Source organism: Bdellovibrio sp. HCB274 (genome assembly GCF_047306075.1).
Classification (GTDB): Bacteria; Bdellovibrionota; Bdellovibrionia; order Bdellovibrionales; family Bdellovibrionaceae; genus Bdellovibrio.
This window is the reverse complement of record NZ_CP178623.1, coordinates 970049-983106: the sequence shown is the minus strand read 5'-3', so window position 1 is coordinate 983106 and position 13058 is coordinate 970049. Positions and strand designations below refer to the sequence as shown.

The window sequence follows — 13058 nt, the reverse complement described above, 5'->3', positions numbered from 1 at the left end:
CTTCTTTAAGACTTCTGGAGGCAATCCCACTATGGAACCTCGACCTGGCTTAGGATTTCTTTGATCACGTCATCGGATTTGATATTTTCAGCTTCCGCTTCGTAAGTCAGGATCAGACGATGTCTCATCACGTGGTACGCAATCGCTTTCACGTCTTCAGCAGTCACATAACCGCGACCGCGGATGAATGCGTGAGCTTTCGCTGCACGGAACAAACAGATCGTCGCACGCGGTGAACCACCCACGTTGATCAAGTTCGCAATGCGTGACAAACCGTATTCGCCTGGATTTCTGGAAGCCATGACGATTTCAACGATGTAGTTCTTGATTTTATTATCAACGTAAATTTGATCCGCACGCTCGGAAGCACGCAGCAGGTCCTCACGAGAGATCACCGGATTCACCGTCGGTTTTTCATTCGTACCCATGCGGTTTAAGATTTCAAGCTCCTCGCCTTTTTGTGGATAAACCACGTTAATCTTAAACATGAAGCGGTCCATTTGCGCTTCAGGAAGTGGATACGTGCCTTCTTGCTCCAGCGGATTTTGTGTCGCCAGAACCAGGAATGGATTTGCAAGTTTATAGGACTCTTCACCGATGGTGACTTGTTTTTCCGCCATCGCTTCCAGCAACGCAGATTGCACTTTCGCTGGCGCACGATTGATCTCATCGGCCAGGACGATGTTTGTGAAAACCGGTCCTTTGCGTGGAGCGAACTCGCCTGATTTAGGATTAAAGATCATGGTACCGATCAAATCGGTCGGCAACAGATCGGGAGTGAACTGAATGCGCTGAAAATCCAGAGAGATGGATTTACAAACCGTGGAAATAGTCAGCGTCTTTGCAAGACCTGGAACACCTTCAAGCAAAATGTGGCCGCCCGTTAAGAGCCCCATCATGATGCCTTCGACCATTTCTTTTTGTCCGACTACAACTTTGTTGATCTCAGTCATCATCTTGTCGATGAATTGACTCTCTTGTTTGATCGCGGCGTTTAATGCCATGATATCAACTTCGCTCACCCGTCCTCCTTGGGAAATATCCCTTCTATTTCACTCTCTTAGCTCCGCTGCGGCAAGCTTATCTGCCCGGCTCCAGACCTAAATTTCTCACAGCGTCGGCAGAGCAAAAACTTGCAATTGTTATGTCACAGTCCTAGCCTTTAGTAAGGAGTTGAAATTCACTCTTAGCGATGGGACAAAATTAGCATGGCAAACACGAATACCAAGGTTTGGATTTTCATACTTTCCACTTCATTAGCGCTGCTGGTTTTGGGCTACCAATTTGGTGACCGCATTGGTTTAATCGTGGGATTCCTGCTTGCACTTTTGTTAAACTTCATCGTTTTCTTTTATGGTGAAAACCGCGTTCTTTCTAAACTGCGCGCGCAACGACTGAAGGGCCAAGACGCCTGGGGTGTGCTTGACATGGTCGAGCGTATGTCCCGCCAATTGGGTATGCCAGCGCCCGCCGTTTTTATGACTCCGCACAATTCTGCCAACGCGTTTTGCGTGGGCCATTCCTGGAAGAACGGTTCTTTGGGATTTACTTTGGGTCTTTTGCAAAAGTTAGATGCCCAGGAACTTGAAGCTGTTGTCGCGCATCAGCTTTGTCACATCCGTCGCCTGGATACTTTTGCATTCAGTGTTAGCTCCACGTTAGCAAATTCAGTTGTGGGTTTGGGTCAGTTTCTGGATTCCTTTTTACCTTATCGCCTGCACTTCTTTATGCCGCTGCTATCCCCGATAGGCTGGTTGATTATCAAAGTTGTAGTAGGTGAAAAATCATTCTTTGAAAACGATCTGATGGCCTCTGAATTATTAAATAACCGCCATCCTCTGGGTGAAGTCCTGTGGCGCCTGGAAGGTCTGGCTCAAACTCAACCCTTGGAAATTCCTGCCTGCACCAGTCACTTGTTTATAGTGAATCCAGAGGGTTTTAGACAAAAGAATTTATTTTTGAAATCCCATCCACCCATTGAATCGCGCTTACAAAAGCTGATGGGATATTACCCAATCTAACTTGACAGATTGAAAAGTGAACTCACTTTCAAAGAGGGTTTTTTATGCAAGAAAAAATGGAAGCTTCATTATCTGTACTCGTCATGTCGCTGGCCTCCTCTGCCGTTATGGCTATGGGCTTGGCACCGGATCCTGCAACGGGGCAAACCGCGAAGGATAAAAACATGGCTCGTTTTAATATCGATCTTTTGGTGGTGCTACAGCAAAAAACCAAAGGAAATCTCACGGCTGATGAGGCGCAGTTCTTAGATAACCTAATCAGCGACCTGCAATTAAAATTTGTATCCGTTTAAATATTTTTAACTCCAGCTGCGGCTGGAGTTTTTCGTTGTTTTTGATAGTCTTGTATTTGTAAGGAGATGTGTGTTTATGAAGAATTTCTTATTCCTTCTGTTAGCGGCCTCCATGGCGGCTCCGGTTCAAGCGCAAACGAACAGCCTTCCCAAAGATCCACCAAAATTAAATTTGAGTGCATCCTTGCCGGCAAATCTTTTTGTCGAGCTTAGTAAAGCCATCAACCCGGCTGTCGTGAATATTTCAACATCAGCAATCCCTAAGAACATGCCTCGCGGCCGTGATCCGATGCTGGATATGCTTGAGCAAATGTACGGCCTGCGCATGCAACAACCCCAGCAGCAACAACAACGCCCGCAAATGATGGGCCTGGGCACTGGGTTCATCATTCGTGAGGACGGCTTGATCGTAACGAACAATCACGTGATCGCCGGAGCTGATCAAATCAAAGTGCAACTAAGCGAAGACTCCAAAGACCTTTACGAAGCAACTGTTATCGGTCGTGACGAGCGCACCGATATCGCGTTGATTAAAATTAAACCTAAATCAAAACTGACCGTCGCGGTTTTGGGTTCTTCCAAAGAACTTGAAGTTGGTGAATGGGTTGCAGCTTTCGGTAATCCCTTTGGTCACGGTCACTCGATGTCTAAGGGGATCGTTTCCTCGAAAGGTCGCGGCATTGCCGAGATCAATAAAATTCCGCTTATCCAAACAGATGCCTCCATCAATCCGGGTAACTCTGGCGGTCCTTTGGTAAATACCAAGGGCATGGTTGTCGGTGTGAACTCCGCAATCGACGCCCGCGCGCAAGGGATCGGTTTTGCGATTCCAATCGATGAAGTAAAAGCTTTGATCCCGCAGCTTGAATCCACAGGCCGCATTGCTCGTGGTTACATTGGCGCCTTGCTGGGTGATCTTGATCCTGAGGCTGCAGAGTACTTGGGAATGGGTGAGCAAACTGGTGCTGTGATCACGCAGCTTGATCCACGCGGCCCTGGTGCTCGCGCAGGTCTTCGTGTGTACGACATCGTGACTTCAGTAAATGACAAATCCATCGACAGTTCACTCAGCCTGGTTGATGCAGTCAGCGATGCCCCGATCGGCAAAACTGCTTCGTTTAAAATTATCCGCGACAGAAAACCCATGACAGTTGCAGTGATGGTGGCAGAGCGCCCGGAAGATGGTGCCAAAAAAACGGTTGAACCAAAAAAATATGAAGGCCAAAGAGCGCCATTCAATTTGGGCTTTACCATCATTGATCCCACCGAACAAATCCGCAAGGATTGGGGTTTGGCTGAAGGCATGAAACAGCCCATCGTGATTGAAACTGCCCGTAACTCTGCCGCAAGCAAAGCTGGCATCGCAGTGGGTGATGTGATCCTGGACGTGAACAAACAAGCTGTCGCGAATTCCAAAGACGTTATTAAAGGCCTAAAAAAGGGAACAAACACCCTGCGCGTGGCCCGCAATAATCGCATTATGATTCTAAATATCGAAACGCCGTAAAGCACGGCTCGCTCGCGTCTGAACCAAAAACAAAAAGCCCTTGGGATTCCAAGGGCTTTTTTTTGCGGACAACTTTAAAAAAATTCTGCTTATTTTAGCAGCTCTAATGGATCGACACCCAGCCTTTGGGCAAGGGCCGTGATGGTACTCATACGAAAATCCTCGACCTTGCCGTTTTCAATTTCAAATACTGTGGAGGTTGCCATCTGGGCCAAGGTCGCGAGTGACTGCATCGTCAATCCCTGTTTTGCTCTTTCCCGCTGAACGTTCCTGGCCAAATTCTTTACCAGACGATTCAATTCTTTATCGTTAATTCCTTTTATGATTCTGCCCATTACTATTTATATCTACTTTTATCCAGCCCGATCAGTAAGTTTAAATCCGTTCGGATATATCCTTAAGTACTATTCACATTCACCGATATTCATGTGGCCAAAATCAGTGTTGCAAATGAAGTAGATTTTCGGATCTTCGTCCAGAGGGGTTCTTGTATGCGCGCTCTAAGTTTGAAAACAAAATTACTTTTGCTGACGGTGATACTCTGCGGAGTGAGTATTGTCATCGGAATAACAAGTTATCTTTCACTGAAATCCGTGAGCGACGAATACGGTTGGATCGCGACTCGCACTCTGCCGAAGATGGATCATCTGGATAAGATGTATCTAAACTATAGGAAGATTCGAATACAGTTAAGAACATTAGGTTTGCCCAATCTGCCACACGATCAAGCAGTACAAAGTGTTGATGGAGTGCTTGAAAGCATTGCTGCCTATGAAAAAGTAAACGAACTTTATCAAGAGTTGGGTTTCATTCCAGGACAGAAAGAACTCTATGATAAAGTTCACGATGCCTGGGCAGAATTTAAAGCCACCGGAGTAGAGGTTTTGCACTACCAAAAAACAGGCACTGCCGAAGATAAAGCCAAAATGTTGGATATCTTTTTTTACGACTGCCCGAAAAAAGCACAACTCTATACCGAAGCCGTCGAAGCTCTCTCACATTTTCATCGCCAGGCTGGCGACAACAAAGTGAAATCGGCCCAAGGAATTCGCGATCACGCAAATCTGGTCATTCTGTTGGTGGTAACCGGCGGGACCATGCTTGGCAGTATATTTGGTTTTCTATTTTCAACTTCCCTGTCCGGCTCTTTGAACCGCATCAGCAAGAGTATCAACAGCGCTGCTTCTGAAACTGCCCAGGGCGGATCGCACTTGGCTGCGGCAAGCTCACAGCTATCAGAAAGTGCCACGGAAGCCGCGGCCTCCTTAGAGGAAACCGTCGCTTCGATTGAGGAACTTTCCAGCATGGTGAAACTAAATACCTCGCACGCGCAGGAAGCGAATACTTTATCCAAGAATTCACGCGAATCAGCCGAAAAAGGGGCGCTGGAAATTGAGCGCCTGATCGCCGCGATGAACGACATCGCCATGGGTTCCAAGCAAATCGAAGAGATCACAAAAGTGATTGACGATATCGCCTTTCAAACGAACTTGCTTGCACTGAATGCCTCGGTCGAGGCCGCGCGCGCCGGAGAGCAAGGCAAAGGTTTTGCCGTCGTTGCTGACGCCGTCAGAAGTCTGGCGCAAAAAAGTGCGGAGTCCGCTAAGGGCATCAATGGCCTGATTAAAGAAAACGTGCAAAAAAGCGAACACGGTGCCGTCATCGCCAACAATAGCGGTGTGGTCTTAAAAGAAATTTTGAGTTCGATTAAAAAAGTGGCGGATTTAAACAGCGAGATCTCTGCCGGAAGTTCCGAGCAGGCCATCGGCATCAGTCAGATTTCAAATACGATGAATCAATTGGATCAGGCGACTCAGGGGAACGCAGCTTCCTCAGAAGAAGTGGCCGCATCGTCTGAAAAGATGTCAGATCAGGCCCAGGTGCTAAAAGGAATTATCAATGAACTTCAGGTGCTGGTTCATGGGAGAAAGGAATCTCACTCCCATGAATCCAAAGCACAACTAAATCAGTTGGCAGAGCAGGCGTAAGTCGCTTCGGCCCCGTCAAAGTACTTCCACAGGAGCTGACCGGATTTCACAAGGGCTGATTTCTGAAGGTAGAATTTAATACCGATTGGACCGCCCTTGATAACGCCGTCTTCAAGCAGGCGCACGTTACGGAACTCGATAACTGTGTCGTCTGCAGCTGATGGTGTGCCAACCACCTGGCGTTCGTCCCCGTCGATCTGAAATTTCACACGCAAAGAGCCGTCTTGTGACGGATACAAAGTTACTAGGTTTGGCAGGAAAGAATCATTTGTGCGAGTCTGCATACAGCTCACGTATTCACCGGAAGCCAGGGCTTGAGAAGCTGCAAAAACGATCAACAAAGAAGCGACAAGGGATTTCATAATTCACCTTTTGGGAGAGTTGTATTTTTTAGGGTCCCCGGGTCTTCCCACGAAACCACCCCGCCTGTCACGTTACCGCAAATAATCTGAATTCTTTGCCGGTTGCCCAAACGGACTCCCCCATTGTCCCCACCCCGAGAATCCAGTCAGCTAGAGCCCAAGACGAAGATGCTAAACAATCCCCTTTTTGTAAGTGGGAAAGCGTTTCAAGCTGAGACAAAATCTATCAAAGACCCGAAATTTTAGAACTTTCCTCGACCTAGGTCTTTAGAATTTTTCAGCGACGTCCGAAATAGAGATAGGACCATAGTATGGCTCCATTGGTAGCAACAAGATCAGCACCTAGAAAGGGACTCTATGAAAGTCACCGAAGTGAAAGTTTTCCCGGTCAATGAGGATCGATTGAAGGCCTACGTCTCCATCACACTTGATGGCTGTTTCGTGGTCCGCGATCTGAAGGTCATCCAAGGCACCAGCGGCTTGTTCGTCGCGATGCCCTCCAAAAAAAGAAAAGACGGCCAATTCCGCGATATCGCGCATCCCTTAAATCAGGAAACGCGGCAAATGATCGAGGACATGGTTTTTGAAGCTTACGAAAACGAATTAAAGTCCATGGGAGAAACCCTCGTGAACCTGAAACGCCAGAAGGCGCCAGGCAGCGATTACGGCAGCGACGAGTATTAGTAGCTACCACGAGGATTGAAGTTCCCTGCTCACGCCAAGTTATAGGGTCATTTGTGGAGGCCCTAAAACCGGAGGCGGCTTCTAAACCCCAAGGACAGTTTTGCCCGCTCTTGCAGCAATCCCTGCACTAGCGGGCTTTTTACTTGTCCGCCATAGCCCAGGCGACGGCGGATTTCTTTTAATCAACCCACATTCGCACCGCGTCACATATTGCAATCTTCAGGCAAAATCCGTACTTTAGCGATTCAACCGTTCAGCTTGTTGGGGTATCGTCAAGTTGGTAAGACAACAGATTTTGATTCTGTCATTCGCAGGTTCGAGTCCTGCTACCCCATCCATTTTTCAATAATCATAAAATTGAATTTAAGAAATTTTCGCAAGGCACTCGCACGGTCTGCGAGAAGAATTAAACTGACCACTCCAATTCTAAAAATAGCTTCATTCTCAACTTAGTACACAAACTTCTGTCGATTTATGCCGATAAGATCACACAAGGAAGAGGAACTATTGAAAAAGCTTAGTTTGAAAGAGTCGAATCTGATAGTCGGTAGACTTCAATACTATACTTACATTTACAAAAATAAATCATTTGTAGCTCTCGTGAATTCCTTTGCTTCTTTTAAGACTTGGAACGAAGTACAACAAGTGCTCTCCAAGATGAAAGATAACTCCCACAGAGGAAGATCGTACGAAGAAATTGCCAGGGCAATTATAATGACCCATCCTTTTTTCAAAGGACAATATAAGAATGTATACTTCGGGCGATTCCCTCATAATGTTCAATCCAAGTTAAATATCACGAATAAGGATTTTGGCACCGATGCTGTGGCAGAAACCCATACGGGAGAGTATCATTCTTTTCAAATCAAACACAAAACGGATGAAACCAAAGTATTGGGTTGGAGTACAGATAAGCTTGGAAGCTTTAAAGGAGATGCAGATTTAGCTGATCACCTCGTCGTATTTAGTAATTCGGCAGGTCCCTGTGAATACTTCAAAAAAAAGACAGGTAAAAATCACACAGCATACAACAAGGAAATTCATCATCAACTTAGCCACGAAGACATCAAAAATATTTCAAACTACCTCAACGATCGCCTCTCAAGACATTTAAAGTTAACAAATTACGAGCAAAAAATACTGGGTGAAATCGAACTGAAAAACTGCTTGGTTGGACTATTTAGAAATTTAAGAGATTGCTATCCCGAACGAAAATTTGACCTCCCAGATAAAAGTGAGTTCGAAGATTTATATACCATTAACGGAAAGTCGGTGCGCGCACCCATTTATCCTGACAATCATATGACACTAAATATAGGTTGGTTTTTTGAAACCAACCTTGAAATCGACCGTGAGTGGCTTTTCGACCAACTTTCAAATAATAAATTCTCTGATGCAGGCCTAGATGACATGTACGAATACAACCAAGATCGAGCGGATGGGGCAGTTCACTTCACATTCTATTTTGAAGACGACTCGTCTTTTTCTCTGCACGCCTTAGTGATCTTAGAATGCACAGATGACCCAAACAAAGTGAAACGACAAACTACAAAGCTTCTCAAGGAAGTGAATTCAATTGAAAAGCGCATGTTCAAGCTGCTATCAAAAATCGACAAAAAATATGGACTCTTGTAACTACAAATACATTCTTCTATTTTAAGTACGTTCCCCTACTCTAACATTTCGACAGGACAGAGTGGAAAGAAAAATGTAAAACCTCGAAGCCAGGATACGTATCAATTCGAGCAAAACTGGCAAGATCACTTCTTCAAGATTGAAAATGAAATCGGAAAACTAATGTTTGAGATAAGAAATCCGATATAAAACAAACCAAGGTGTGTTTTATGAACTCTTTAGAACTAAAGTATACGATCAATAGCCATATAGATTCCGGAAACATCAGAGCTGCCGTAATGAAGCATCTTCAGAATGTTTTGACTAAATCCACTTCAAAATCAAAAGAAACTGTTATCGTTCTTGAAGGTCTGGAGTCCTTCAATCAGGGGGATAGAAGTGGGTACAAGAAAGCAATGGAAAAGTTTAAACGCCTGAGAGATTTCCCAGAACTACTTTCTATACAAGTATACTTTATTAGCACTTGTCACTTCTTTCTCGACGAAATTTCTGAAGGAATTGATTACCTCAAAGGCTACATAGGAAATGTCGATGCACGGCTAGATTTAGTGCATGAAAGCTTGGGATTCTACTACAATACCCTAGGAAACTATAAAGATGCAATTGACGAATTTGACAAAGCCATTGCTTTAAATTCAAAGCGAACTCCGCTATGTTTATGGGGTAAGGGACATAGCTACAACTTTCAATGCAATTATAAAAATGCAGTTACCTGCTTTGAAGGATCTTGCTCAGGAGAGCTGGAGATCAGAACGCAGTCAAGATTAGAAATTGCTGAAGTCTACTCAAACACCGGACAATTTGAAAAGTCTCTACAAGTATGTGATGACGTTCTCCAAGAATTTATTCCAGTCGAAATGCGCATTGATTTTATACGAAGAAAAATCGAAATACTTGGCGAATTAAGAAGATTTGACGAGGCCTACGCCACATTTCTTTCGGGATTATCCATTGAACTCAATAATAGACCAGAGAAAGGATATCTGATTTGCGACTACGTACGTTGTCTTATACTCCGAAAGGAATATGGACAAGCATTGAAACTAGTAGACGATTCTATTGAAAACAGAGATTTTAGGGAATCGAAAGTTCAATTGCTACTACTTAAAAGTGAAATTTGTGACCTTCAGGGTGATTTTAAGAATGCAGAAAAATGGCTTTCGAAAATAGATATTGAAAACTTAAGTAAATCCGTCAAGCGATCTGTCTTCTTAGCACAAGCTAAGTTCTACAAAAATCAAAAACGATGGCCCTCTGCCCTCCGAGCTGTGGAAGGAGTCAAACAAAACAGTCACAGTCTACTATCTAAAACAACCGGTGATCTTGAAGAAGCCGATATATATAAAGCCCAAAATAGAACTATTGAAGCCAAAAAGATGTTTGAAAAGATTGCACTTGTGGGCTCCGCAGACCAAAAATGTAGAGCTTTCTTTGAACTTGCAAGGATATCCCACCAAACCTCACAGACAGATGATGCGATTCAGTCTTTAGAAAAAGCAATACAGTATGCCAATGAGGGTATTAATTTAGCTTCTTGCCTCCAACTAAAAGGGAAGATAGCTCGAACAAAGAAACAGTATAAACTTGCAATGGAACTTTTCGAAAAATCCATGGCAGCTTATCCGGTTGCATACTACTCTGCCCAATGCCTGAAAGAGTCCGCACTTACTGCCGAACTTCAAAACGATCAACCTGCCGCCCTAAAGTTCCTAAAACTAGCAACAAGTTTGCCATTAGAAGGCGAAGACAAGGCAGAAGCGTTACTAAACTTAGCATTCCTTCAAGGAAAAATGCCGAACCAGGAGAACGCCGCTCTCAATACACTTCATGAAATTTATGATCTTTCTGTTAGCAGTGACACAAAATCGCTCGCACAGTTCAAAATTGGCGAAATTTACCTACTTAATGAATCCTATCCTGAGGCTCTAACCGCTTTTCAACACGCTGCCACTCTCGAAACTGATGATGACTTCAAAGCCACCATCAAGTTTAAAGAAGGATACTCCCACTATAAAATGCAAAGCATGACCGACGCGGTCTACTGTTTTGAACAGGTATTCACCAACGAAACTAATGACCCGCTGACCCCAGCGCTACTACTCGCAATAGCTTTAAAAAGATCGTCACCTGAATTGAAAGAAATTACTCGATTCGACCGCTTATTGAAGTCAGAAAATGCTGAATTCAAGAATTACGGTTTATTCGCACAGGGTTTCTTCCTACACCTAATCGGAGAAACAAAATCAGCCATCGAGAAACTAAATGAAGTAAAGTTTCCAATCAATAGTCCAGCTTATGGCTACTACCACTATATAAAAGCGCGCACCTATTTGGAGGCATCAGATACGAAAAACGCCTTGACGGCAGCATTAGTAGCTGAGACTCATGTCAGCACCAATTCTGCATTTTACGAACCAAAAAAGATTTTTGAAATACTCTCCACTCTTTATACAAAAAAAGAGCAGCATCAGCTTTCACGTCAATATTTAGAAAAAGCGATTGCAGTGGGATCTAGGGAGGCAACATCAATTTTCGAAATAGATGAGAGAATATCTGAGAGTTCTATCTCAAAATCTGACAATGAGTCTTACGATATCAAACTTCCAATGCCTATAGAAAAACTTAACCTTCGACCACAAGAAGAAAGAAAAAAGTATATTTCAAAGGCGCCAAAGGCAAATCACATAACTGCTGGCTTTGAGTTACCTCTGCGACACGGAGAACTTCTACCTCACATTGACTCCTCATCTGAGTACGCTTGTCACTATACTAAGGCTGAAACGGCTTTATTCTACATCCTTCCTTCTGTTGTAAATCACAAATATTCATTTGATAGTGCAAAAGTAAGTTTGCGCTTTAACCCAATAGGAAATGTAAATGATATTGAAGAAGGCGAGTTTAAGCTTGCAGATTCCGAACAAAACCAATTCGCCCAACAAAAGTTTGAGAAATTAAAAAAAGCTATCAAATCTGAAATAAAAGTATTTTGTGTCAGCTGGAACAACTCTCCTGTAGACGAAGTTAAGTTCGCTGAAGCACCATTCCTCATTCCACCAATGTGGTCACGATACGGAGACCGCCATGCCGGTATCAGCATCATATTCGATTTAAAGCAGCTAAAATCCGAACTAGATGACGTGTGCAAAACCAGCAATATACGTCTAACAAAATTTCAGCGTGTTATCTATGCGTATCCGCAAAAACAAAATGGCATCACTCAGGCAATTCCTTCAACCGAAATGCTGGAACACGATCATTCAATTGATCTAGACAAATTTTTCAGGAATGGTACCAGCGTGAATGATAAAAGAATCAACGCACTCTTCTTTAAACCGCCTCATTGGAATTATGAAAAAGAATATAGACTGCTTCTTCATTATCCGACTCATGATCCATTAGACCTTACCGTATCTACCAAAGTGATTAAAGGCATTGTGCTGGGCAAAGAGGTGAAAAAAGGTTTTACTAGGGAAATACAAAACATTTGTAAAAAGTATGAATGGTTTCTTTTTGAGTATAACCCAACCGCTTCGAGCATTGAGCATATTTTAAAAGCAATCAAATAAATATGTCTAAAGTTCAAGCGTGACGGCAACAAGTTTAAATTTAATTTGAATAGGTTTGAATTGTCTTGCGAATCTTCCTTTGATCAATGGTATCGCTTGGCAACCATCATGATCATATTACATCACCACGACCTAGGGAATTAAGGCTGCTATTTTCCCACCCCAAACCAATCAATATTCAAACAGCGCAGAACTTCTGAATCCGAAGTGGCAGCCTTCTTAGTGGACTTCTCCACCACCTCGATCAGAAGCTTGCGAATCTCCTTCGCGGCGTCTTCTGATAGGGCCATGGGGCCGGTGTAGAAAAGATCTTTATCACTGACACTCTCCAAAGCTTGCAGGCCCTTCAGACGCCAATTGGAGTGATGTCTGTTCACGAACGGAGAGTCATGCCCAACATGAGTGACTTGCGGGCCAATATCCAGCTTTCCTTTGCTTTCGACAATTAAGCCGTGGCTTGAGAGAAACTCCACCACACGGGTGACTAAGGCGCGATCAAGATTTAAGTGTTGGGCGATGGAGCTTGCAGAGTTAAGGCCAGGAATGGAAACGCCCAAGCGAATCGCGCTGTAATACCACTGGGAATAAAATGTGGCTTTGTCTTCATCGCGAAACTTTTGGTGCTTCACGCGATTCTTTAGTGCCAGGGCGGACTCACGGATTGCTTCCAGCTGATTCTTTAAAACATCCTTCAGGTCATGAGTTCCCGCACGTGCGTGTTGCACCAGCAACAAGAAATAATCACGCTCCAGATCGGAATGGCCCATGTACTTGGAAAGGCTCAAAGCCTGTTCCAGTGTCAGTTCGCGGTCGCCGCGAAAGATTTGGCTCATTACCACGGAGTTCACATCCAGATGCAGGGCCATTTGGCGGAGTTGGCCGTGTCCCCCGCGAGATTGTTGTTCAATCCAGCTATTGACGCATAGTTTATAGTCATGAAAGTCAAAGATCTGCATGCAATACTCCCCCGTGGCTTCTTGGAAAGTTAACGTATATGTTAAT

11 protein-coding genes and 1 tRNA gene are annotated in these 13058 nt (G+C 44.2%); 8 read left to right on the top strand and 4 right to left on the bottom strand.

What is annotated here, in order from left to right; all coding sequences use genetic code 11:
- Positions 1 to 29: 29 nt before the first annotated feature.
- Positions 30 to 1004: an AAA family ATPase gene (locus ACLWNV_RS04815; RefSeq protein ID WP_413587620.1), complete on the bottom strand. Its 975-nt coding sequence runs from the start codon at positions 1002 to 1004 to the stop codon at positions 30 to 32.
- Between the two features lie 204 nt (positions 1005 to 1208).
- On the opposite strand from ACLWNV_RS04815, the gene ACLWNV_RS04810 reads away from it, so the two are divergent.
- The 3 genes from ACLWNV_RS04810 (at position 1209) to ACLWNV_RS04800 (ending at position 3821) form a co-directional block, all read left to right on the top strand.
- Entirely contained in the window at positions 1209 to 2021 is an 813-nt protein-coding gene (locus ACLWNV_RS04810) for a M48 family metalloprotease (protein WP_413586776.1), read from the top strand.
- A gap of 44 nt (positions 2022 to 2065) precedes the next feature.
- Complete coding sequence (locus ACLWNV_RS04805; RefSeq protein ID WP_413586775.1) at positions 2066 to 2314, top strand: DUF1844 domain-containing protein; 249 nt, start codon at positions 2066 to 2068, stop codon at positions 2312 to 2314.
- A 76-nt stretch (positions 2315 to 2390) separates the two neighbouring features.
- Positions 2391 to 3821, top strand: a complete 1431-nt coding sequence (locus tag ACLWNV_RS04800) for a trypsin-like peptidase domain-containing protein (RefSeq protein ID WP_413586774.1) — start codon at positions 2391 to 2393, stop codon at positions 3819 to 3821.
- Positions 3822 to 3910: 89 nt separating this feature from the next.
- Here the strand turns inward: ACLWNV_RS04800 and ACLWNV_RS04795 are convergent, their stop codons facing one another.
- Entirely contained in the window at positions 3911 to 4156 is a 246-nt protein-coding gene (locus ACLWNV_RS04795) for a helix-turn-helix domain-containing protein (protein WP_413586773.1), read from the bottom strand.
- Positions 4157 to 4312: 156 nt separating this feature from the next.
- Here ACLWNV_RS04795 and ACLWNV_RS04790 point away from each other — a divergent pair, with 156 nt between their 5' ends.
- Complete coding sequence (locus tag ACLWNV_RS04790) at positions 4313 to 5809, top strand: methyl-accepting chemotaxis protein (RefSeq protein ID WP_413586772.1); 1497 nt, start codon at positions 4313 to 4315, stop codon at positions 5807 to 5809.
- On the opposite strand, the gene ACLWNV_RS04785 is transcribed toward ACLWNV_RS04790, so the two are convergent.
- A complete protein-coding gene (locus ACLWNV_RS04785) occupies positions 5788 to 6171 on the bottom strand; it encodes a hypothetical protein (RefSeq protein ID WP_413586771.1) in 384 nt (127 codons plus the stop codon). The genes ACLWNV_RS04790 and ACLWNV_RS04785 overlap by 22 nt on opposite strands.
- Positions 6172 to 6528: 357 nt before the next feature.
- Between ACLWNV_RS04785 and spoVG the strand changes: the two genes are divergently transcribed.
- The 4 genes from spoVG (at position 6529) to ACLWNV_RS04765 (ending at position 12056) form a co-directional block, all read left to right on the top strand.
- Positions 6529 to 6855 (top strand): septation regulator SpoVG, encoded by a 327-nt coding sequence (gene spoVG, locus ACLWNV_RS04780; protein ID WP_340599239.1) that lies wholly within the window; start codon positions 6529 to 6531, stop codon positions 6853 to 6855.
- Between the two features lie 262 nt (positions 6856 to 7117).
- Positions 7118 to 7193: transfer RNA gene (locus ACLWNV_RS04775), tRNA-Gln, on the top strand.
- Between the two features lie 169 nt (positions 7194 to 7362).
- Positions 7363 to 8490 carry a hypothetical protein gene (locus ACLWNV_RS04770; protein ID WP_413586770.1) on the top strand — a complete coding sequence of 376 codons (1128 nt, stop codon included), beginning with the start codon at positions 7363 to 7365 and terminating at the stop codon, positions 8488 to 8490.
- A 209-nt stretch (positions 8491 to 8699) separates the two neighbouring features.
- Positions 8700 to 12056: a DUF2971 domain-containing protein gene (locus tag ACLWNV_RS04765; protein ID WP_413586769.1), complete on the top strand. Its 3357-nt coding sequence runs from the start codon at positions 8700 to 8702 to the stop codon at positions 12054 to 12056.
- Positions 12057 to 12205: 149 nt separating this feature from the next.
- On the opposite strand, the gene ACLWNV_RS04760 is transcribed toward ACLWNV_RS04765, so the two are convergent.
- Positions 12206 to 13012, bottom strand: coding sequence for a TIGR02147 family protein (locus ACLWNV_RS04760; protein ID WP_413586768.1), 807 nt, complete (start codon positions 13010 to 13012; stop codon positions 12206 to 12208).
- Positions 13013 to 13058 lie beyond the last annotated feature (46 nt).